General features: G+C 68.5%; 18 protein-coding genes. 13 read left to right on the forward strand and 5 right to left on the reverse strand.

What is annotated here, in order from left to right; genetic code table 11:
* Positions 1 to 1,013 precede the first annotated feature (1,013 nt).
* Positions 1,014 to 1,994, forward strand: a complete 981-nt coding sequence (locus ACH438_RS21075) for an o-succinylbenzoate synthase (protein WP_397007648.1) — start codon at positions 1,014 to 1,016, stop codon at positions 1,992 to 1,994.
* A 7-nt stretch (positions 1,995 to 2,001) separates the two neighbouring features.
* Here the strand turns inward: ACH438_RS21075 and ACH438_RS21080 are convergent, their stop codons facing one another.
* Positions 2,002 to 2,514, reverse strand: a complete 513-nt coding sequence (locus ACH438_RS21080) for a TIGR04338 family metallohydrolase (protein ID WP_397007650.1) — start codon at positions 2,512 to 2,514, stop codon at positions 2,002 to 2,004.
* Between the two features lie 104 nt (positions 2,515 to 2,618).
* Positions 2,619 to 3,458, reverse strand: a complete 840-nt coding sequence (locus ACH438_RS21085) for a DUF2786 domain-containing protein (RefSeq protein WP_397007652.1) — start codon at positions 3,456 to 3,458, stop codon at positions 2,619 to 2,621.
* Positions 3,459 to 3,605: 147 nt separating this feature from the next.
* Between ACH438_RS21085 and ACH438_RS21090 the strand changes: the two genes are divergently transcribed.
* From ACH438_RS21090 to ACH438_RS21115, 6 genes are all read left to right on the forward strand, one after another.
* Entirely contained in the window at positions 3,606 to 4,910 is a 1,305-nt protein-coding gene (locus ACH438_RS21090; protein ID WP_397007654.1) for an ABC transporter substrate-binding protein, read from the forward strand.
* Between the two features lie 97 nt (positions 4,911 to 5,007).
* Positions 5,008 to 5,985 (forward strand): carbohydrate ABC transporter permease, encoded by a 978-nt coding sequence (locus ACH438_RS21095; protein WP_397008216.1) that lies wholly within the window; start codon positions 5,008 to 5,010, stop codon positions 5,983 to 5,985.
* Positions 5,985 to 6,875 (forward strand): carbohydrate ABC transporter permease, encoded by an 891-nt coding sequence (locus ACH438_RS21100; protein WP_397007656.1) that lies wholly within the window; start codon positions 5,985 to 5,987, stop codon positions 6,873 to 6,875. The genes ACH438_RS21095 and ACH438_RS21100 overlap by 1 nt, the downstream gene beginning before the upstream one ends.
* A 151-nt stretch (positions 6,876 to 7,026) precedes the next feature.
* Positions 7,027 to 9,246, forward strand: coding sequence for a transglycosylase domain-containing protein (locus tag ACH438_RS21105; RefSeq protein ID WP_397007658.1), 2,220 nt, complete (start codon positions 7,027 to 7,029; stop codon positions 9,244 to 9,246).
* A 277-nt stretch (positions 9,247 to 9,523) separates the two neighbouring features.
* Positions 9,524 to 9,979 carry a GyrI-like domain-containing protein gene (locus tag ACH438_RS21110; protein WP_397007660.1) on the forward strand — a complete coding sequence of 152 codons (456 nt, stop codon included), beginning with the start codon at positions 9,524 to 9,526 and terminating at the stop codon, positions 9,977 to 9,979.
* A 5-nt stretch (positions 9,980 to 9,984) separates the two neighbouring features.
* Positions 9,985 to 10,410 (forward strand): GyrI-like domain-containing protein, encoded by a 426-nt coding sequence (locus ACH438_RS21115; protein ID WP_397007662.1) that lies wholly within the window; start codon positions 9,985 to 9,987, stop codon positions 10,408 to 10,410.
* 307 nt (positions 10,411 to 10,717) lie between these two features.
* On the opposite strand, the gene ACH438_RS21120 is transcribed toward ACH438_RS21115, so the two are convergent.
* Positions 10,718 to 11,827: an inositol-3-phosphate synthase gene (locus ACH438_RS21120; RefSeq protein ID WP_397007665.1), complete on the reverse strand. Its 1,110-nt coding sequence runs from the start codon at positions 11,825 to 11,827 to the stop codon at positions 10,718 to 10,720.
* Positions 11,820 to 12,377 (reverse strand): PadR family transcriptional regulator, encoded by a 558-nt coding sequence (locus tag ACH438_RS21125; protein ID WP_397007667.1) that lies wholly within the window; start codon positions 12,375 to 12,377, stop codon positions 11,820 to 11,822. The genes ACH438_RS21120 and ACH438_RS21125 overlap by 8 nt, the downstream gene beginning before the upstream one ends.
* 181 nt (positions 12,378 to 12,558) lie before the next feature.
* On the opposite strand from ACH438_RS21125, the gene ACH438_RS21130 reads away from it, so the two are divergent.
* From ACH438_RS21130 to ACH438_RS21140, 3 genes are all read left to right on the forward strand, one after another.
* The gene (locus ACH438_RS21130; protein ID WP_397007669.1) at positions 12,559 to 12,972 is read left to right on the forward strand and encodes a DUF5318 domain-containing protein; all 414 of its coding nucleotides are present in this window, start codon (positions 12,559 to 12,561) and stop codon (positions 12,970 to 12,972) included.
* 592 nt (positions 12,973 to 13,564) lie between these two features.
* Positions 13,565 to 15,952, forward strand: coding sequence for a transglycosylase domain-containing protein (locus tag ACH438_RS21135; protein ID WP_397008218.1), 2,388 nt, complete (start codon positions 13,565 to 13,567; stop codon positions 15,950 to 15,952).
* Positions 15,953 to 16,042: 90 nt separating this feature from the next.
* On the forward strand, positions 16,043 to 17,713 hold the full coding sequence (locus tag ACH438_RS21140; protein ID WP_397008220.1) for a glycosyltransferase family 87 protein: 1,671 nt from the start codon (positions 16,043 to 16,045) through the stop codon (positions 17,711 to 17,713).
* Positions 17,714 to 17,736: 23 nt separating this feature from the next.
* On the opposite strand, the gene ACH438_RS21145 is transcribed toward ACH438_RS21140, so the two are convergent.
* Positions 17,737 to 19,017, reverse strand: coding sequence for a TerD family protein (locus ACH438_RS21145; RefSeq protein WP_397007671.1), 1,281 nt, complete (start codon positions 19,015 to 19,017; stop codon positions 17,737 to 17,739).
* Between the two features lie 156 nt (positions 19,018 to 19,173).
* Here ACH438_RS21145 and ACH438_RS21150 point away from each other — a divergent pair, with 156 nt between their 5' ends.
* The 3 genes from ACH438_RS21150 (at position 19,174) to dhaL (ending at position 21,638) form a co-directional block, all read left to right on the forward strand.
* On the forward strand, positions 19,174 to 19,920 hold the full coding sequence (locus tag ACH438_RS21150; RefSeq protein WP_397007673.1) for a hypothetical protein: 747 nt from the start codon (positions 19,174 to 19,176) through the stop codon (positions 19,918 to 19,920).
* Positions 19,921 to 20,022: 102 nt separating this feature from the next.
* A complete protein-coding gene (dhaK, locus tag ACH438_RS21155) occupies positions 20,023 to 21,024 on the forward strand; it encodes a dihydroxyacetone kinase subunit DhaK (protein ID WP_397007675.1) in 1,002 nt (333 codons plus the stop codon).
* The gene (gene dhaL, locus ACH438_RS21160) at positions 21,024 to 21,638 is read left to right on the forward strand and encodes a dihydroxyacetone kinase subunit DhaL (protein ID WP_397007677.1); all 615 of its coding nucleotides are present in this window, start codon (positions 21,024 to 21,026) and stop codon (positions 21,636 to 21,638) included. The genes dhaK and dhaL overlap by 1 nt, the downstream gene beginning before the upstream one ends.
* The last annotated feature ends 13 nt before the right edge of the window (positions 21,639 to 21,651 follow it).

A 21,651-nucleotide genomic window follows, 5' to 3' on the forward strand; every position in this document is an offset into this window, starting at 1 on the left:
CGGATAAGGATCGGCCCCCGGCCCGGGAGGAAACACGGGTCCCGGTCCACGCCGATCGAACTGACCGCCAACGGCCGGCGAACCCCCCACATTGCCCGGATTCCGCTGCGGCGCCGGATCAGACGGATAAGGGTCAGCCCCCGGCCCCGGCGAAAAGGTGGCGCCCGGTCCACGCCGATCGCCCGGACCGCCCGCAGCCTGTGCGGCTCCGACGCCCGGATTGCGCTGCGGCGCAGGGCCGGAGGGTCGCCCCGGACCGCTCGCGGGTGGCCGTCCCGGCGCACCGGGACCCGGTGCGAAGCCCTGGCCGGACGGGTATGGATCAGACCCGGGACCGGGCGCAAACGCCGGGCCGGAGCCACGCCGGTCAGGAGGACCACCCGCGGCCTGAGCGCCCGCGCCGCCCGGATCGCGCTGCGACCCAGGGCCGGACGGATAGGGGTCCCCGGGGACGCCGGAACCCTGTGCGAAGGCGGAGCCTGGACCGCGCCGATCGAACTGGCCGCCCGGAGGGGGCGGCGGGGCGTCGGGTCCCGGATTCTGTTGCCGCGGCGGGCCACCCGGCTGTTGCGTGCCGGGCGGGAGGCCTGGGCCGCGTTGGCGAGCGGGTCCAGCCGAGCCTTGCGGCCCGCCGGATCCTTGCGGGCCGCCGGGTGGTTGCGGGGCCGGGCCGCCCGGATGTGGGGGCCTGCCCGGATTGCGGGCCCGGAGGGGATCATCCGGTGCGCCCGGGTCGCCCGGGGGCGGGGTAGGGGGCTGGGGTGGGGTTGCGGGGGGTGGGGAATTGTCCGGACCGGTGCGGCGCGCTTCGTTCGGCGGGTTCATGACTGGCCTGGCTCCCCCATGTAGATCCAACTCTCTCCGAAAGTCTGACCGGGTCCACCGCCGCCCGCCACCCCATTCGACGCTTCATGATCACCGGGCACTCATGGTGGGGGCTTCTCGGCCGATGCTTCGGTGAGTGCCCGATGACCTTGAATCCTGGTCTGGGGGCGGGGCGTAGGGTCCGGGGGATGAGCGGGAACTCGGAGGGGCCGGATTTCGAGGGGGCGGTTGTCTACGCCATTCCGATGCGGACCCGGTTTCGCGGAATCATGGTGCGGGAGGGGATGTTGATTCCCGGGCCGCTCGGGTGGGGGGAGTTCTGCGCCTTCCCCGAGTACGGCGATCGGGAGGCCGCGGCCTGGCTGGCGACCGCGGTGGAGCAGGTGACCGTGGGGTGGCCGGAGCCGGTGCGGGATCGGATACCGGTGAACTGCATCGTGCCTGCCGTGGGGCCGGAACGGGCCTACGAGATCGTCGCGGCCTCGGGATGCCGTACCGCCAAGGTCAAGGTCGCCGATCATCCCGACTCGCTGCGTGAAGACCTGGATCGGGTGGCCGCGACGCGGGACGCCCTCGGGCCCGATGGCGCGGTCCGGATCGACGCCAATGCGGTGTGGGATGTCGAGACTGCCGTCGATCGGATCAAGCAGATCGACCGGGCCGCAGGCGGTTTGGAATACGTCGAGCAGCCCTGCCGCACGGTGGAGGAACTCGCGGCCGTGCGCCGGCGGGTGGATGTGCGGATCGCCGCGGACGAATCCATCCGGCGGGCCGAGGATCCCCTGCGCGTCGCGGTGGCCGGTGCGGCCGATGCGGCGGTGCTGAAGTGCACTCCGCTGGGCGGTGTTCGCCGTGCGCTCCAGGTCGCCGCGGCGGCCGGACTGCCCTGCCTGGTCTCCTCCGCGCTGGAAACCAGCGTCGGCCTGTCCGCGCAGATCGCCTTGGCCGCAAGCCTTCCCGAACTCGACTTCGCGTGCGGCCTGGACACCTTGTCCCTGCTCACCGGCGACGTCGTCACCGAGCCGCTGCGCCCGGTCGACGGCTACCTCCCGGTCTCCCGCACCGCCCCCGTCCCCGATCCGGAGCTGCTGGACCGCTACCGCCACCCCGACCCGGAACGCACCGACTGGTGGCGCCGGCGGCTGGCCCGCGTCCGCGAACTGCTCTGACCAGCGGTCAGGCGATGCGCACGCCGCAGGAGTACATGGTGGTGCGGAGCAGCAGCGCCGCCTCGGGGCCGATGATCCCGTCCGCCAATTCCAGGTAGCGGGAACAGAACTCGGGCCCGTGCGGGGCATGATCGGAGTGGTCCGGATCGAGGTGATGCGCCAGCTCGTGCAGGATCACCAATTCGCGCAGGGCCCAGGCTTTTCCGTGCGCGTGCAGTGGCACCGCGAGGGTTGCCCCGTCGTGCTCGTAGTGGGCGGCCGTGGCTCCGGCGCGGGGCCGGACGTGCACCGGCAGCGCGGAGCGATCCCACTGCCCGCGCACCCAGTTCAGCGCGAGCACCCGATCCGCGTATGTCTGCACCGATTCCACCGAGGCGAATTTCCGCTCCACCGGCAGCGTCAGCTGGGAGCCGTGCAATTCCACGGTGCGGGCCCCGAACTCGTCGGCCCGGTCGAACATGCCGCGCACCAAGATCTCCGCGTCGTAGACCCGCGAACGCTGCGCATCACGCGGACTCACGCGGCACCCGCCCGTCGTGTCCGGAGCCCCGGCGCATCACACATCCCCATGTGGCACCTGCGCGGCATGTCCGGAGCCCCACCGACCTCATGCGTCCCCCGCGCCTACTCCGCACCGCGCGCGAGTTGGCCTCGGGCAGCGCCCAACTCGGGCGAGTTGCCCAGGCGGGCGGCCCGGCCCGCGCGGTCCCCGGCGCGCCGGGCGGCCGCGGAGAACCCGGCCGAGGCCTGCGGTCCGCGCCAGGTTCCGCGCGCCTCGGAGGTGCGGCCGTAGAAGTCGGTGAGCTCGAGTTCCTTGTTGCGCAGGGCGAGCGCTGTGCCGGTGGGCACGATGCCCTCGCTCTCCGAGCGCACGGCCTCGGTTTCCACCTCCGCCTTCACCTCGGCGAGCCGCTGCCCCACCCGGGCCGCGAACGCCATCTGGAAGTTCAGTCGCGCCGTCACCGCGGCGACCGGGGCCTTCACCTTGCGCTGCACCGAACGCCCCCACCGGGTTTCGGTGACCAGCTTTTCCGTGGTCGCCGACCGGTAGGACCCCGACTTGATGTACTGGTCGGAGGCCCGGACCATCTGGATGAGCAGGCTGGTGTACAGCGCCTCGCAGGTGTCGATATCGGTGTCGAAACCGTAGGCGTACACGGTCGTCGAAGTACGCGCGACATCGCAGCGCACATCATTGGCCGAGGCGATGGCCACGAACAATTGCACGTACGTGCGCAGGCCTTTCTTCCCCGGCTCCCCGATCGGAATGACCCGCTGCACCGGCGTCGGCCGGCGCTCCCGATGCGCGATGTGCGCACGCGCCACCGCCAGGTCGATGGAGGACCGCGTCGCCAGCTTCTGTGCGGCCGCCAGGAACGCTTCCGCCTCATGCTCGTTATCGGTGGATTCGGCCTGGCGCAGCAGTCCGCCGATTCTCGTCAGCATCTTGTCCTGAGAAGACATCGGCACCCAGCCTAGCTGGGCCGATGCCCGCGGTCACGAGCGCGAAGACCGAGGTAGTCACGGCAAGGGGTGCATCCACCATGTATCTTCCCTTGTGCAACCGGCTGGGTGTGCTGTCTCTCACGTCTCGACCCTGGAGTATCCGCGATGGCTTTGAAGAAGGTGTCGTCCCTACGATCGTCGCTCGTGCCGCGCGCCGCGGTTGCGGTGTCCGCAGCAGCGCTGCTGACCGCGGGCTTCGCCGCCGGCTGCTCGAGCAGTAGTAGCGGGAGCAATGCCATCTCGCAGGGCCTGACCGGCCGCGGGCCGATCACCTACGTCGAGGGCAAGGACACCACCGAAACCGGTGCGGTCAAGCAGCTCATCGATCGCTGGAACGCGTCGCACCCGAACGAGAAGGTGACGTTCAAGGAGCAGTCGAACGACGCTTCGCAGCAGTACGACGATCTCAAGCAGCACATGCAGGCCAAGTCCGCCGACTACGACGTGGTCGCCCTGGACGTGCCGTGGACCGCGGAGTTCGCCGCCAAGGGCTGGATCCAGCCGCTGAAGGACTCCTTCGCGCTGGACACCTCGACCCTGCTGTCGCCGCCGGTCGCGTCCGCCACCTACAACGGCACCCTCTACGCGGCCCCCCGCAATACCAACGGTGGCCTGCTGTTCTATCGCAAGGACCTGGTGCCCGAGCCCCCGAAGACCTGGGCCGAGCTGATGGCCGACTGCCCGAAGGCGAAGGAGGCCGGAATCGGCTGCTACGCCGGGCAATTCGCCCCTTACGAGGGTCTGACCGTGAACACGGCCGAGGCCATCAACGCCTTCGGCGGCAGTTTCGTCGGCCCCGACGGCAAGACCCCCACGGTGAACAGCGCCCAGGCGCGGCAGGGTCTGCAGACCCTGGTCGACGCCTACAAGGACGGCGACATCCCGAAGGAAGCCATTTCCTTCAAGGAGCCCGAGGCGCAGAACGCCTTCGAGACCGGCAAGCTGCTGTTCATGCGGAACTGGCCGTCCTCGTTCGGTGACGTCGGCTCCGACGCCTCCGCGGTGAAGGACAAGTTCGGTGTCGCCCCGCTGCCCGGCAAGGACGGCATCGGCGCCTCCACCCTCGGTGGCTACAACGCCGCCATCAGCGCCTTCTCCAAGAACAAGGCCACCGGCCTGGACTTCCTGCGCTACCTGATCAGCGAGGACGCCCAGCACATCGTCGCCTCCGGCGCGCTGCCCTCGGTCCGCGCCTCGGTCTACGACGATCCGGCCCTGATCGCCAAGATGCCGTACCTGCCCGCGCTGAAGGACTCCATCGCCTCCGCCGTGCCGCGGCCGGTGACCCCCTTCTACCCCGCGGTGTCGAAGGCCATCCAGGACAACGCTTATGCTGCGATGACCGGAACCAAGTCCGTCGACGACGCCATCCTGGGCATGCAAAAGGGCATCGAGACCGCCGGTTCGTAGGAACGCTGTAAGCCGAGTCAGGCCCGTAGGAGAGAAAAAGGTGTCACGTCCTTCGGGAGCGACCGACGTCGCGCGGCCCGATCTGCCGGAGCCGCCCGTGAAATCCGAAGCGTCACAATCGAAGACCCGATCCGGCCGGTACGCCGGATCGGGGCGGGCCTGGCTCTTCGTCAGTCCGGTGCTGCTCGCACTGGCCGTGGTCATCGGTTACCCGGTGATCCGCGCCATCTGGATGTCCTTCCAGAAGGATTCGGGCCTGGACCCGGCGACCGGCATGTTCGTGGACGGCGGCGGCGCCGGCATCGACAACTACAAGCACTGGCTGCTGCAGCAGTGCACCGACTCGCTCGGCCAGACCGTCAGCTGCCCCACCGGCAACCTGGGCTCCCAGTTCTGGGGCGCCATCGGCGTCACCCTGCTGTTCACCGTGGTGACCGTGACGCTGGAGGCCACCATCGGCCTCGGCATGGCCGTCATCATGGGCAAGACCTTCAAGGGCCGCGCCCTGCTGCGCGCCGCCGTGCTGATTCCGTGGGCCATCCCGACCGCCGTCACGGCGCGGTTGTGGGAGTTCATGTTCCAGTACGACGGCGTCGTGAACCGCGTGTTCGGCACCCACATCCTGTGGACCTCGGACGCCTGGCCGTCCCGGATCGCCATCGTGGTGGCCGACGTGTGGAAGACCACGCCGTTCATGGCGCTGCTGATTCTCGCGGGCCTGCAGGTGATTCCGGCCGACGTGTACGAGGCCGCCCGGGTGGACGGCGCCTCCGCGTGGCAGCGCTTCTGGAACATCACCATGCCGCTGCTGAAACCCGCACTGCTGGTGGCCGTCCTGTTCCGCACCATGGACGCGCTGCGCCTGTACGACCTGCCCGCCATCATGATGGGCGACAACCCGAACACCCGCACCATCTCCATGCTCGTGGTGGATCAGGTTCGGCAGGGCCCGAATTCGGCCTCGGCGCTGTCCACACTCACCTTCCTGATGACCTTCGCGATCGCGTTCCTGCTGGTGAAGGTGCTGGGCGCCAACGCGGTTCGCACCCAGGAAGCACAGCGGGAGGCGAAATAATGAGCGTGAACACCGTCGTCGAGACCGAGCGCAAGGCTGTCCCGCAACCGATTTCGTGGACCAAGCGGCTCACCTCCGGGCGCGTGTACCTGGGTGCGCTGATCATCCTGATCTGGGGCCTCGGGCCGTTCTACTGGATGGTCGTCACCGCCCTGCGCGACCCGTCGTACACCTTCGACAACACGCCCTGGCCGACGCACGTCACCTTCCAGAACTTCCACGACGCCTTCGACACCAGCCGCGGCAACAACTTCGGGCGGGCACTGGGCAACAGCCTCATCATCGGCGCGGCCACCACGGTCATCGCGCTGCTGCTGGGTGTCATGGCGGCCTACGCGCTGGCGCGGCTCACCTTCCGCGGCAAGTACGTGGTGTCCGGACTCATCCTGTCCGCCTCCATGTTCCCGGTGGTGGTGCTGGTGACGCCGCTGTTCCAGTTCTTCACCGATCTCGGCTGGATCGGCCACTACCAGGCCATGATCATCCCGAACATCTCGTTCGTGCTGCCGCTGACCGTGTACACGTTGTCCTCGTTCTTCAGCGAACTGCCCTGGGAGCTGGAGGAAGCCGCGCGCATCGACGGCGCCTCACGGTTCCAGGCGTTCCGGCTGGTCATGCTGCCGCTGGCGGCGCCCGCGCTGTTCACCACCGCCATCCTGGCGTTCATCGCGGCGGTCAACGAATACCTGCTGTCCCGGCTGCTCTCCAGTGACAAGACCGAGCCGGTGACGGTCGCCATCGCGCGCTTCTCCGGCAACAATCCGCTGGTGCAGCCCTATACCGCGATCATGGCCGCGGGCACCATCGTCAGCATTCCGCTGGTGATCATGGTGCTGCTCTTCCAGCGCCGCATCATCTCCGGCCTCACCGCCGGCGGTGTGAAGAGCTGACATTCCTTCGCTGCGCAGGGGGTCCGGAGGCCGAGCCTCCGGACCCCCTGCTGCTGGGCCCTGAAAAGGACCGCGTGGACTAGCATTGGGCGCGCCGCGGGTTCGGACCGCGGCGTCCCCGATACAAGCTTGGTCGACGCTCCGGAAGGAGATGCTCGTGAGCTCGTCCCGACAGCGGCGCCGTGGTGAGCCTCCGCCGTACGCCACCATGGCAGGCTGGAACGAGCTGGACGGTATCGACCCACGCCGGCGGCCCGGGGCGCCCTCACACAGCCGGCCTCGGCGACGCGCCAAACCGCCCAAGCAGCCCAAGGATCCGCAATCGAAGACGCGGCCGCGCCGCACCCGGGGACAGCGCATCCGGCGCCTGCTGCTCGCGTTGTTCCTGATCCTGGTGGTCATGCCGACGAGCATGCTGGGACTGGCGTACTGGAGCGCGGAGATTCCCGACCCGAGCAAGGTGCAGACCAACCAGATCGCCACCATCCTCACCGCCGACGGCAATACCGTCATCGCGAAGGTCGTTCCGCCGGAAGGCAATCGGGTCCCCGTACCGCTGAGCGACGTACCAGAACCGGTGCGCCTGGCCATGCTGTCCGCCGAGGACCGCCACTTCTACACCAATCCGGGCTTCTCGGCCGCTGCCTTCCTGCGCGCCGCCCGCGACAACCTGCTCGGCCGCGAGGACGCGGGCGGTGGCTCCACCATCACGCAGCAGTACGTGAAGAACGCCTTCCTCAGTTCCGAACGCACGCTGAGCCGGAAGATGCGGGAGCTCATCATCTCCGCGAAGATGGCGCGCGAATGGAGCAAGGACGACATTCTCGCCGCCTACCTCAACACCATCTACTACGGCCGCGGCGCGTACGGCATCTCCGCGGCGGCCAAGGCCTACTTCGCCAAGCCCGTGCCCGAGCTCACCCTCGCCGAGGGCGCGGTACTGGCCGCCCTGGTGCGCACCCCGTCCATCCTGGACCCGGAAACCCACCTGGATCAGTTGAAGGCGCGCTGGAACTACGTGCTGGACGGCATGGTCGAAATGGGCGTGCTCAATCGGAACGAGCGCGCCACCACCCAATTCCCCACCATCGTCCCCGTCACCGAGGTCGACGACACCACCCCGCGCGGCCCCGAAGGCCTCATCCGCACCCAGGTGCTGCGCGAACTGCGCGCCTCCGGCATCAGCGAGCACGACCTGAACACCGGTGCGCTGCAGATCTTTACGACCATCGACGACAGGGCCCAGAAGGCCGCCCTCGACGCGGTCGCCGGAAACCTGAACGGGCAACCCGGGGAACTCCGCACCGCCGTGGTGTCCATCGACCCGCGCAGCGGGGCGGTCCGGGCCTATTACGGCGGTCCGGACGGCGTCGGCTTCGACTTCGCGCAGGCCCCGCTGCAAACCGGTTCGGCCTTCAAGACTTTCGCCGTGCTGGCCGCCATGGAACAGGGCATCCCGCTGTCCTACCGGCTCGACAGCGAACCACTCACCGTGAACGGCGAGAAGATCCAGAACGTGGGCGGCGAATCCTGCGGCACCTGTTCGCTGGCGGAGGCTTTCAAGCGGTCGCTCAACACCAGCTTCTACCGCCTCACCCAGAGCCTGTTCGAGGGGCCGACGGCCATCGCCAAGGCGGCTCACCAGGCCGGTATCCCGGATCAGATTCCCGGCGTGCCCGGCAAGACGCTCACCGAGGACGGTGGCGGCGCGCCGCTGCCGTCGATCGTGCTCGGCGCGTACTCGGTGCGGCCCATCGATATGGCCTCCGCGTATGCCACCCTGGCCGCCTCGGGCACGTACCGGGCGCCCTACTTCGTGCAGAAGGTAGTGACCGGAGACGGGCGCGTACTGCTGGACCGCGGCGCCGATCCGCGCAAGTCCGAGCAGCGCATCAAATCCGATGTGGCCGATACCGTCACGCAGGCCATGGAACCCATTGCCGCCTACTCCAACGGCCACAATCTGGCCGGGCGGCCCTCCGCCGCCAAGACCGGCACCACGCAGCTCGGCGACACCAGCCAGAACAAGGACGCCTGGATGGTCGGGTTCACCCCGTCGCTGTCCACCGCGGTCTGGGTGGGAACCGAACAGTCCCAACCGATCCGGACCGCGCGCGGCGCCATGATCTACGGATCCGGTCTGCCCGCGGACATCTGGAAGCAGACCATGGACGGCGCGCTCGACGGCAGCCCGGCCGAACAGTTTCCCAGCGACCAGAACCCGAGCCTGGTCGGCAGCAACAACAACTACGACATCCTCAATCCCGGTCCCTCGGCGCCGCCGGAAGGACCCGCGGTGATCATCCCGCCCGCACCCGAACCCAAACAGGTCGAGATCTTTCCCGGCCTCAGCATCCCGGTCCCGGGGTAACGAATGGCGGGCATCGGACGAAGAAAACCCGGGTCGGGAATCGAATTCGCCGCCGCGAGGGGGGTTCGGAGACCGGGCCCGCGACACCCCGTTTCCGGGGGTGTGGGGGAACGGACCACACAGATGATCATGAATCAACATGTCCGGACCCATCCGGGCGCGCCCGCGGATATTGTGGAACCCGCTACCGGTGCCAGCGACTCCGGACGTCGGTGGCAGGATGCGGGTTGGGAGCAGGGTGGGGTCGGAGACAGCACGAGACTTAGGGGCGACGCCGGTGGATTTCAATGTCGTTGAACGCCACGAGACGCTGGTGGCCGGAACGGTGCTACGCAGTCCGGCTCTCGCGGTCGAAGGACCGCGCCGCGCGAAGGTCGAGGAAGCCTGGAAGCGCAATCTTTCGCGCACGCTTCCCGGGCCACCGTCGACCGCGTATGTCGATCACGCACCGGAGATCGGGTCGTATCTGACCCATATCGTCGGCTACCGCTGCGAGACCCTGGACGATTTGCAGCCGGGTGACGTCCTGGCGCGCATACCGGCCGGGCGGTTCGCATGCTTCACCCGCACCGGCGACAACCTCGGCGACACCATCGCCTCCGTCTGGCGCGCGGTGTGGGACCTGGAGGCGGCCGGCACCCTGGTGCGGGCGTACACCGGGGATTTCGAACGGTATCCGGATTCCCGGACAGTAGAGGTTTTCGTCGCGCTGGATCCGAGCGCGGAGGGGTAGGGGCAGTGGACTTCGAAATCGTCACCCTGGATGCGTTCTTCGTCGGCGGGCTCACCATCCCGCTGGCCGGACGCGAGGTGACCGCGCGCGACCTCGACCTGGTCAACTTCACCTGGGACCGCTACCTGGCCCGCGAGAAGAAGGTCGAACGCGTCGCCGCCTACATCGGCCAGAACGACCACGCCGTGGCCGTTCTCGGCTACGAACTGAAAGGCCTCGACCACCTCGACATCGGCGACGTCCTCACCTGCATCCCCGCGGGCCGCTACGCCAAATTCGTTGTCTCCGACAAGCCCTACGACCTCCTCCGCACCGCCTGGGCCAAGGTCGCCAAGGCCGAGAACGCCGGCACCATAACCCGCTCCCACACCGCGGAAGTCGAACGCTACACCGGCCCCACCTCCGTAGAGGTCTACGTCTCCCTCGACTGAAAACAGTCGAACCGCAAACCAGCCCGGCCCGCGAAAGAATTCGCGGGCCGGACGCAATTCGGGGGATGAAACGCCAAGGGCGGCCCCGCGATTCGATCGCGGGGCCGCCCTACTCATTGCGGGAGGCCGAGCTGGGCTCGCGCCCAACCTCTCCCGGGGCCCACAGCCGAGCGAGACCCACCTCGTCAGGATTCAGAGCTCACCCGAACCACTTTCGCGGTTTCGGGGCCGCCACATCACCTTGTCTTCGGGGTTTCAGGGGTTCACCCCGGCGCAGGGAGGTGGAGCCGCGGGTCCCGGGAGTGGGTTAATCCGCTCCGATGATGAAGGCTTCCAGCTGCTGGCGAGCGATGTCGTCGGCGAGCTGCTTCGGCGGGGACTTCATCAGGTAGGCGGAGGCCGGGAGGACGGGGCCGCCGATGCCGCGGTCCTTGGCGATCTTGGCCGCGCGGACGGCGTCGATGATGATGCCGGCCGAGTTCGGGGAGTCCCAGACCTCGAGCTTGTACTCCAGGTTCAGCGGCACGTCGCCGAAGGCGCGACCCTCGAGCCGGACGTAGGCCCACTTGCGGTCGTCGAGCCACTCGACGTAGTCCGACGGGCCGATGTGCACGTTGCGGTCGTGCACCTTGCCGGCCAGCGGGCCCTCGAGGTTGGAGGTGACGGCCTGGGTCTTGGAAACCTTCTTGGACTCCAGCCGCTCCCGCTCGAGCATGTTCTTGAAGTCCATGTTGCCGCCGACGTTCAGCTGGTAGGTGCGGTCCAGCGTGACGCCGCGGTCCTCGAACAGCTTGGCCATGACGCGGTGCGTGATGGTCGCGCCGACCTGGGACTTGATGTCGTCGCCGACGATCGGGACGCCCGCGTCCACGAACTTCTGCGCCCACACCGGGTCGGAGGCGATGAACACCGGCAGCGCGTTGACGAACGCGACGCCCGCGTCGATGGCGCACTGCGCGTAGAACTTGTCGGCCTCATCCGAACCGACCGGAAGGTAGGAGACCAGGACGTCGACCTTGGCATCCTTCAGCGCCTGCACCACATCGACCGGCTCGGCATCGGAGAGCTCGATGGTCTGCGCGTAGTACTTGCCGATACCGTCGAGGGTCGGACCGCGCTGCACCGTAAGGCCACTCGGCGGCACATCGGAGATCTTGATGGTGTTGTTCTCGCTCGCGAAGATCGCGTCGGAAAGGTCGAAACCGACCTTCTTCGCATCCACGTCGAACGCGGCGACGAACTTCACATCGCGCACGTGGTAGGGACCGAACTTGACGTGCATGAGGCCCGGAACAGTCGCGTTCTCGTCCGCGTCCTTGTAGTACTGCACGCCCTGGACCAGCGACGATGCGCAGTTACCCACACCAACGATGGCCACCCGTACTTCGGTGGCGCCAGCCTTGTCGATGTCACTCATGGCCGATATTTCCCTCTTTCTGTGGTGACGCCTTCGTCGATTGCTCTGCGGCAATCAACTCGTTGAGCCAGCGCACTTCGCGCTCGCTTGATTCGAGACCGAGTTGATGGAGCTGGCGGGTATAGCGGTCCAATTGCCCGCTGGCGCGTTTCACGGCCTCCCGCAGTCCTTCTCGGCGTTCTTCGACCTGCCGCCGCCGCCCCTCCAGGATTCGCATCCTCGCTTCCGCAGGAGTGCGGCCGAAGAAGGCCAGGTGAACGCCGAAGCCGTCGTCGGTGTAGTTCTGGGGCCCGGTATCGGCGAGTAGTTCGGCGAATCTTTCCCGGCCGGAGTCGGTCAGGTTGTAGACCCGTCGCGCCCGGCGCGTGGCCAGACCTTGCGGACTTTCCTCGGCAATCAGGCCGTCCGCCTGCATTCTTCGCAACGCGGGGTACAGCGACCCGTACGAGAACGCTCGGAACGGTCCGAGCAGGCCGGTGAGCCGCTTCCGCAGCTCGTAGCCGTGCATCGGTGATTCCAGGAGCAGCCCGAGGATTGCCAACTCGAGCACCGGGCCTCACCCCCTGACCTTCTTTTCAGACCTAACCGATGGATGCAGTTCCAAACTATATCGCGCCGATATATTTCGCGCGCACTTACGTCGCGCGAACGACCATCCGGGGGTGTAGGAGAACCCTGAGAGTCGATCGGGGGCGTGCGGGCGGTGGGTGGCCGCAAGTACTCTGGGTCGCGTGCGAATACAGCGGCAGGTAGTGGACTATGCGCTGAGGCGCCGGTCGCTGCTGGCCGACGTCTACGCGGGACGGGTGGACGTCGCGGAAGTATGCGATGCGAACCCGTACCTGTTGCGTGCGGCGAAGTTCCACGGTCGGGGGAGCGAGGTCACATGCCCTATCTGCAGGAAAGAGCAGTTGACTCTCGTATCGTGGGTCTACGGTGACGGGCTCGGGCCCATCGCCGGCTCCGCGCGCACACCTGAGGAACTGGTCCGGCTGGCCGAGTCTCGTGAAGAGTTCTCGGTGCATGTGGTCGAGGTGTGCCGGACCTGCAGTTGGAATCATCTGGTGCAGTCCTATGTGCTGGGCATGACCCCGGCACCGACGGGCCGCCGCCGTAGCGGCACCCGTCGCACGGCCGCCGAGTGAAAGGCCACGTCGACTGCTGATTCACGGGCAGGAGCCTGCCCGCCGCGGTGCCCGTGACCGCATCGAGCCAGCGCCGCCGCCTCCCTGGGCGGACCGTATCGAGTAGTTATTGGAGATCCAGGCTGTGACAGCGCCCTATGACGACGGACCGCACGGCGGCCGCCCCCGAGGCGGTTCGCAACCCGGCCCCGGCGGCTACCCCCCGCCTCGACCGGCAGGCCCGCCGCCCGGCGCACGGCAGCCGCAGGGTGGTGGCGCACCCCGGCCCGGACAGGGTCCGGGCGGATCGGGGCGCGGTCCCGTCCCCGGTGGCGGCCTACCGCCCCGGGGTCCGAACGGTCAGCCGCCGCGTGGGCCGGCGCCGCAGGGCAGCAGACCGGCGCCGGGCGCCGGAGCGCCCCCGCGTCGTCCCGGTGCGCCGCGGCCGGCCGATCCCGATGCCACCCAGAAGGTGAACACCGGTTCGCGGCAGGCGGTGCCGGATCATATTCAGCGCGCGGCGGTTTCCGATCGCACGCAGCGTATTTCCGACCGCGCGGTACGCGCGGGCGCGGGCACCGCGAGCCGCACCGCCGACGACCGCACCCGCCAGCTGTCAGGCGCGAACGGCTCGCCGGAGCGGCGCGCCCAGCCCGGTACGCCCTCGGGTCCGCCCCCGCGGCGGCCGGGCGGCGGTTCCGGCGGCGGTAAGGGCGGTCCGGGCCGCGGCGCCGGGAGCAAGCGCAATGTGTGGCGCATCATCCGGCGCATCTGCTACGTCGGTATCGCCTTGCTGCTCATCGTGCCCAGCACCCTGTTCCTGGTCTCGTATTCGGCGACGACCGTGCCGCAGCCGGCCGACCTGAAGACCAATCAGGTGGCCACGATATTCGACAGCGACGGCACCACGGTGCTGGCGAAAGTCGTTCCGCCGGAGGGCAACCGGTCCGATGTGAGCATCGATCAGATTCCGCCGCAGGTGCGCAATGCCGTGATCGCCGCGGAAGACCGCACGTTCTATACCAATCCGGGTTTCTCGATCCAGGGCTTCGCCCGCGCGCTGTACCGCAACCTGACCGGTGTGGCGGACGCGGGTGGTGGTTCCACGATCACTCAGCAGTACGTGAAGAACGCGCTGGTCGGTAATGAGCACTCGTTGACCCGAAAGGTCAAGGAGCTGGTCATGTCCGCGAAGATGGCGCGGCAGTGGTCCAAGGACCAGATCCTCACCGCGTACCTGAACACCATCTACTTCGGCCGCGGCGCATATGGTATCGACGCGGCGGCCAAGGCGTACTTCAACAAGAAGGTGCCGGATCTGACCGTGGCCGAGGGCGCGATGCTCGCGGCGACCATTCAGCAGCCGTCGAACCTGGACCCGGAGAAGAACCCGACGGGTGCCAAGTCGCGCTGGAACTATGTGCTGGACGGCATGGTGTCCGGCGGCAACCTGTCCGCCACGGATCGCGCGAACATGCAGTACCCGGACGTGATTCCGGCCGCGCAGGCGCAGCAGGACAAGACCCTGGACGCGGGCCCCGAGGGCCTGATCAAGACCCAGGTGATCAAGGAACTCGAGGCCGCGGGCATCTCCGAGACCGAGTTGAACACCGAGGGCCTGCAGATCACCACCACTATCGATCCGAAGGCGCAGCAGGCGGTCGTGGACGCGGCCACCAAGGTGATGGACGGCGAACCGGACAAGCTGCGGACCGCCGCGGTGTCGGTGGACCCGAAAACCGGTGCGGTGAAGGCCTATTACGGCGGCACCGACGGTTACGGCCTCGACTACGCCAATTCCGGTCTGCCGCCGGGTTCCTCGTTCAAGGTGTTCGGCCTGGCCGAGAACCTGGAGCTGGGCAAGCCGCTGTCGACGTTGTACGACTCGTCGCCGGTGACGGTGAACGGCATCAAGATCACCAACGTGGCCGGCGAGAATTGCGGTACCTCCTGCACCATCGCCCAGGCGCTGAAGATGTCGCTGAACACCAGCTTCTATCGCATGATGCTCGACATGCCGGGCAACGGCCCGCAGAAGATCGCGGACATGGCGCATCGGCTGGGCATTCCGGAAACCATTCCGGGCGTGGGCAAGTCCCTCACCGAGAAGGACGGCAACGGCCCCAACAACGGCATCGTGCTGGGCCAGTACCCGGTGCGCCCGCTGGACATGGCGTCCGCGTACGCCACGCTCGCCGCCTCAGGCGTCTTCCACGCACCGCACTTCGTGCAGAAGGTCGTCGCCTCCGATGGCACCGTGCTGCTGGACCGCGGCACCGTGGCAGGCGAGCAGAAGGTGTCGGCCGCCGTGGCCGACAACGTGACCGCCGCCATGGAGCCGATCGCGCAGTACTCGAACCGGCATCAGCTGGCCGGCGGCCGCCTGAGCGCCACCAAGAGTGGTACCAACCAGCTCGACGACAGCGACGAGAACCGTGACGCCTGGTTCGTCGGCTACACGCCGTCCCTGTCGACCGCGGTCTGGGTCGGCACCGATCAGGGTGAGGCACTGCGCAATGCGAACGGCGGCGAGATCTATGGCGCCGGCCTGCCCGCCGACATCTGGAAGAAGACCATGGACGGCGCGCTGGAGGGCACTCCGAACGAGAGCTTCCCGAAGCCGGCGCCCATCGCCGGACAGGCCGGTGTGCCGTCCTGGACGGCGCCGTACACGGCACCGTCGACCTCGAACGTGCCCGTCGCGCCGCCGGTGATCACGCAGAGTCAGGTGGAGATCCTCCCGGGTATCACCATCCCGGTGCCGGGTCTGGCGCCGAACCCGCAGAACCAGCGGCAGCAGCCGCAGAACCAGAATCAGAACCAGGGTGACGGCGGTGGTCCGCTGCCCGGCCAGCCGGTCGCGCCGGCCGACGGCGGGCCGGCCACCACCGCCCCGTCGACGACATCCAACAACGGATACGGCAACGGCAATGGGACCGGCGACGGTAACGGCAATGGGAATGGCTACGGGAACGGTAACGGCTCACCGCGCAATCGGTAGCCTCGTGCCGTGATCGAGGAGGAGCTGGCGCACCGGCCGGTCGCCACAGGCGAGTCGGCCGGTCGCGCGCTGGAGACAGGGGGCGGTCGCATGCCGGAGACAGCGGAGACCGACGGATCCGAAGATGATGGCGGACAGCCGACTTCGCCGCGGCCCGGTGCGCCGCGAGAACGCCGGGCCACCGACCGGTATGTATCGCCCGCGCCGCTGGCCGATGATCTGCGGTCGCTGGACGACCGCGACAAGCCCAGCCGCACCGATACCCTGACCGCCCAGCTGTGCGATCCGTTCGGCGGCCCGGTGGGCGATCACGCGGTGATCGGCCGGGTGCGTTTCTGGACGCCGATGCGGGTGCTGTTCGCCTTCGGCGTGCTGTTCCTGGCCTTGAGCTGGTTCGGCAAGATGGGCTGCATCCAGCAGCGTCCGGACGCCAATGGCGTACTGGGACTGGACTGGAACAACGGACGCCAGTACACGGCCATGTGCTATTCGGACGTCGTGCCGCTGTACGGCGCGGAACACCTCAACGAGGGCGCGTTCCCGTACAAGAAGCAGTGGACCGAGATCGGCCCGGACGGTAAGCCGCAGGTCCGGTACATGGAGTATCCGGTGCTGTCGGGCCTGTACCAGTACGCGGCCATGGGAATCGCCAAGGCGTGGAAGGCTTCTCCGCTGCCGGGCGGGCTCGAGGTTGTCATCTACTTCGATGTGGTGGCGGTCGGGCTGGCGCTGGCGTGGCTGGTGACCATCTGGGCCACCGCGCTGTCGGCGGGCCGCCGGGTGTGGGACGGCGCGCTAGTGGCCTTGTCGCCGCTGGTGCTGGTGCACGCCTTCACCAACTTCGACGCGCTCGCAACGGCTTTCGCGGCCTGCGGGCTGCTGGCGTGGGCGCGGCGGCGGCCGGTGCTGGCGGGGATATTGCTGGGGCTGGGTGGTGCGGCGAAGCTGTATCCGCTGCTGCTGCTCGGCCCGATCGTCATTCTGTGCCTGCGGGCGGACCGGCAGGGCGAGGACGTGCCACTGTGGGGCGGATTGCGCCCGCTGCGCGCGGCGGGGGCGACGGTCGCCGCGGCGGCGGTGACCTGGCTGGCCGTGAACGCGCCCATCGCGGCGCTGTATTCGACGGGTTGGCGAGAGTTCTTCCGCCTCAATACCGTCCGGCACGCCGACCCGGATTCGATCTACAACGTGATCACGTCGTTCACCGGCTGGAAGGGGTTCGACGGCACGCTGACCCCCGAACAGACGCCGACGACGCTGAACGCGGTGTCCCTGGTGTTGTTCGTGGCGGCGTGCGCGGGCATCGCCTGGATCGGCCTGACGGCGGCGCGGCGACCGCGGCTGGCGCAGTTGCTGTTCCTGGTGGTGGCGGCATTCCTGCTGACCAACAAGGTGTGGAGCCCGCAGTATTCGCTGTGGCTGGTGCCACTGGCCGTGCTGGCCCTGCCGCAGCGCCGGATCCTGTTGGCGTGGATGGCGATCGACGCGCTGGTGTGGGTGCCGCGCATGTTCTATTACCTCGGCGTGGAGCGGAAGGGCCTGCCGGAGCAGTGGTTCACGGGCGCCGTGCTGCTGCGTGATCTCGCGGTGCTCGGGCTGTGCGTCCTGGTGATCCGCCAGATCTACCGCCCGGCGGAGGATCCGGTGCGCCGCGACGGCGTGGACGATCCGCTCGGCGGTGTGCTGGACCGGTCCCCCGATCCGCAGCTGCCGTGGCTGCCGCGGGTGCTGCAGCCACGGACACTGGAACCCGTCCCCTAGCCGAGTCCTGGAGAGCCGTTGTCCTAGTTGAGGAATCGTCCCAGCTGGGGCACGGCATCGCTCGGATGCGCGGCCTGGAAGCTCTCGCCGATGGCCTCCATCTTCCAGTCCTCGCCGGTGCCACTGCGGTACACCTTGGCCAGCACCATGCCGGTGTACGGCATGCCGCCGGTGAAGGTGAAGCGGGCCAATTCGGTATTGGTGGCGCCGTCGACCAAGCGGCAGTACGCATTCGAGATCTGCTCGAAGGTGTGGCCCTTGTAGGAGGTCACGATGAACAGCAGCGCGGTCACATAGGCGGGGATGCGGGTGAGGTCGACGACGATGACCTCGTCGTCGCCGTTCCCTTCACCGGTGAGGTTGTCGCCCTGATGCCGGATGGACCCGTCCTTGGACGTGAGGCTGCTGTAGTAGACGACGTCCACGGGGCTCATATCGGAGTACAGCACCACCGAGGCGTCGAGGTCGATATCCGGCGCCTTGCCGCCGAACATGCCGCCGCGCGACACCGGATCCCAGCCGACCCCCATGCGCACGTAGCTGAGTGGTTCGCCACCGGCCTTGCGCAGGTTGATCCGCTGCCCCTTGACGAGGCTGACCGCGTGACTGCCGGGCAGGTCCTGATCGTCGAGAAAGCCGCCCTGCGACGGAGACCCGCCCCCGGCGGGGTACTGCTGAGCGGGCGGCGGATAGCCGGGCGCCGCGTATCCCGGTGCGGGCTCCGCGTATCCCGTTGCGGGGGGCGCGAAGTCGGGCGGCGCGGGCTGCGCGTACGCGGTGGACGGCGCGGCGGGGGTCTGGTTGATCTGCACCCCGTGATCGGCGACCAGCGCGGCGAATCCGTTCGCATAGCCCTGACCGACCGCGCGCACGTTCCAATCGCCCTGTCGCCGATACAGTTCCAGCGCGATGATCACGGATTCGGTGGTGAGCCCTTCGGTCCGGTACTCGTACAGCACGTCCCCGCTCAGGTCCGCCACGATGGCGGTCGGCGGGGCGATCTGCCCGAAGTTCGGGACGACGGTGTCGTCGAGGGTGATGACGGCGCGGATCCCCTGGATCTCCGGGGGCACCGACCCCAGTGAGATGACCAGCGCCGCGGGCCGCCCGTCGGGTCCGGGATGCAGATTGACGCCGGGCCCGCTGGGCTGATTGAAGAACACGAAGTCGGCATCGGACCGCACGGTGCCGTTTGCCGTGACCAGCAGCGCCGAAAGATCGGCGGGCGCCGCGATCTGTGTGGTGACCACCAGGTCGGATACGTTCAGGGGCCCGTTCTGCCCCTTCACCAATGCTCCGGACAAGGTCTCCCCCTTCGCTTGTCGATGCTGTCGTTGCCACTTTACGAGAACCGGGCGACACCTCGGGCGCGCCCGTGGAGCGCCCGTCACTCGGAAGGCACGCTAACAGTTTGCTGTCATTGCGCGGGTCCGCCACTCGGTCATGGCAGGATCGGCGGAGTGAGCGACGGTGAGGTCCAGCCCGCGGAAGCACACGAGCAGTACCTGCGCGCCTTCCGCCACCCCGCCGTGTCCCGCGAGCAGTTACAGGGCCTGCTCGACGCCGTGAACGGCTTTCTCGACTCCATCACGCCCCGGGAGGACGAGCTGCCGCCCGCGGGCGGCTGGGCGCCCGAATCCACGGCCATGGCCTTCCAGATCGGCCGTGCGGTGGAGCAGGCGCTCGCCGAACGCGAGGACGCCGAGCGGGAGTTGCTGCGCCGCCGCGATATTCGGGACCGCCTGGTGGCTGCCCTGGACGCGGTGCTGGATTGCCTGCGCACCCTGCCCGAACTGGCCGAGGCCGAGATCCGGCTGGGCACCACCGCGGTCGACGAGGGCTTCCAGGTGTTCGAGGACGGTTCGGTGCGCACCACCGTCGAGCAGGAGTTCGGCGCGGATCTCGGTGTCCTGGAGGCGCGCCGGCACGAGCTCGACGAGGAGATGACCATCGCCGTCACCCGCCGCACCGAGTTGATCGACGACACCACCGATCTGGTGCGGGAGCGGCTGGGCGTGGCCGAGGTCGGCATTCCGTGGGTGATCCTGGCGGCCACCCAGGGCGGGCTGGACGTGTCGGAGCCGTTCGAGTTCGCCGCCCATCATCTGCCGGACTGCGAGTTGCGCGATCTGATGGTGCAGCTGGTCACCGATATCGAACTGGCCCGCTCGCTGGAGGACGGTGCGCCGGAACAGCCGGCGGTGTGACCGGCCCGCCGCGTCAATAAGCCCGAATTCGGCGACATGCCCGGTCCGGGAATGCGAGTCTGGCTCAGAGGATCGGAACCGGCCTGCCGACGGGAGTATTCGGTGAAGAAGCTGATCAATGACCCGGCTGAGGTGGTGGAGGCCGCGCTCGCGGGCATGGCCGCCGCGCATCCGGAACTGCGGGTGGACGTCAAGCAGCGCATTGTCGTGCGCGCGGACGCGCCTGTCGCGGGGAAGGTGGGCCTGGTGTCCGGCGGCGGGTCCGGGCACGAACCGCTGCACGGCGGCTTCGTCGGCTTCGGCATGCTGGACGCGGCCTGCCCGGGCGAGATCTTCACCTCACCGGTGCCCGATCAGATTCTCGCCGCCACCGCGGCCGTCGACGCCGGGGCGGGCGTGCTGCACATCGTGAAGAACTACACCGGCGATGTCATGAACTTCGACATGGCCGCCGAACTCGCCACCGCCGAGACCGGGACCGAGGTGCGGTCGGTGGTGGTGAACGACGATGTGGCCGTGCAGGACAGCCTGTACACGGCCGGCCGGCGCGGAGTCGGCGCGACCGTGATCCTGGAGAAGATGGCCGGGGCCGCCGCCGAACAGGGCCGGCCGCTGGCGGCGGTGGCCGAGATCGCGACCCGAGTGAACGAGCAATCCCGCAGCATGGGCGTGGCGCTGACCTCGTGCACGGTGCCCGCGGTCGGGCACCCCACCTTCGAACTCGGTGACGACGAGATGGAGATCGGCATCGGCATCCACGGCGAACCGGGCCGCCGCCGGGTGCCGCTCGCACCGGCCCGGGAGATCGCGGCCATGCTGCTGGAGCCGATACTCGCGGATCTGCCGTTCGCGCAGGGCGATCGGGTGCTCTGCTTCGTGAACGGGATGGGCGGCACGCCGCTGCTGGAGCTGTACCTCATGTTCGACGAGGTGGCGCGAATTCTGCACGGACACGGGGTGACCATCGAACGCTCCCTGGTCGGCCCTTACATCACCTCACTCGAAATGGCAGGCTGCTCGGTGACTTTGACCAGGTTGGACGACGAACTCACGACGCTGTGGGACGCGCCGGTGCGTACGCCCGCACTGCGGTGGGGCATCTGATGGCGGCGGTGGACCTGCGCGCGTGGGTGCGCGGATTCGGGGCGCTGATCGACGCGCACGCCGAAGAACTGACCGCGCTGGACGCGGCGATCGGCGATGCGGATCACGGCACCAATATGCAACGCGGGACGGCGGCGGCCGTTGCGGCACTGCCGGATTCGGACGCGACACCGGGCGAGGTGAGCAAGCAGACGGCCATGGTGCTGATCCGCTCGGTCGGCGGCGCGGCCGGACCCCTGTACGGCACGTTCTTCCTGCGTTTCGCCGCGGCCATCGGAACAGGTTCGGATATCACCGATTTCGCGCGCGCCTTCCGTGCCGGCCTGGACGGCGTCCTGGCGCGCGGCAAGGCCGAACTCGGCGACAAGACCATGGTCGACGTCCTGTCGCCCGTCGCGGATGTGCTCGACAAGCAGGCCGCCGGAGGCGCCTCTCCCGAGGAAGCCCTCGAGGCCGCCGTCACCGCCGCCGAATCCGCCCGGGACGCCACCACCCCCATGCTCGCCCGCAAGGGCCGCGCCTCCTACCTCGCCGAACGCAGTGTGGGACACCAGGACCCGGGCGCTACCAGCGCCACCCTGCTGGTCATCGCGGCGCGTGAGGCACTGCAATGACCGCGGGAGTGCG

Source organism: Nocardia sp. NPDC020380 (assembly GCF_044386975.1).
Lineage (GTDB): Bacteria > Actinomycetota > Actinomycetes > Mycobacteriales > Mycobacteriaceae > Nocardia.

What these genes read in the sequence shown, in the direction of transcription:
- ACH438_RS21100 (WP_397007656.1), top strand. Translation starts at nt 5,985, where the DNA reads ATGAGCGTGAACACCGTCGTCGAGACCGAGCGCAAGGCTGTCCCGCAA.
- ACH438_RS21140 (WP_397008220.1), top strand. Translation starts at nt 16,043, where the DNA reads ATGCCGGAGACAGCGGAGACCGACGGATCCGAAGATGATGGCGGACAG.
- ACH438_RS21120 (WP_397007665.1), bottom strand. Translation starts at nt 11,827, where the DNA reads ATGAGTGACATCGACAAGGCTGGCGCCACCGAAGTACGGGTGGCCATC.
- ACH438_RS21085 (WP_397007652.1), bottom strand. Translation starts at nt 3,458, where the DNA reads ATGTCTTCTCAGGACAAGATGCTGACGAGAATCGGCGGACTGCTGCGC.
- ACH438_RS21105 (WP_397007658.1), top strand. Translation starts at nt 7,027, where the DNA reads ATGCTCGTGAGCTCGTCCCGACAGCGGCGCCGTGGTGAGCCTCCGCCG.
- ACH438_RS21075 (WP_397007648.1), top strand. Translation starts at nt 1,014, where the DNA reads ATGAGCGGGAACTCGGAGGGGCCGGATTTCGAGGGGGCGGTTGTCTAC.
- ACH438_RS21090 (WP_397007654.1), top strand. Translation starts at nt 3,606, where the DNA reads ATGGCTTTGAAGAAGGTGTCGTCCCTACGATCGTCGCTCGTGCCGCGC.
- dhaL (WP_397007677.1), top strand. Translation starts at nt 21,024, where the DNA reads ATGGCGGCGGTGGACCTGCGCGCGTGGGTGCGCGGATTCGGGGCGCTG.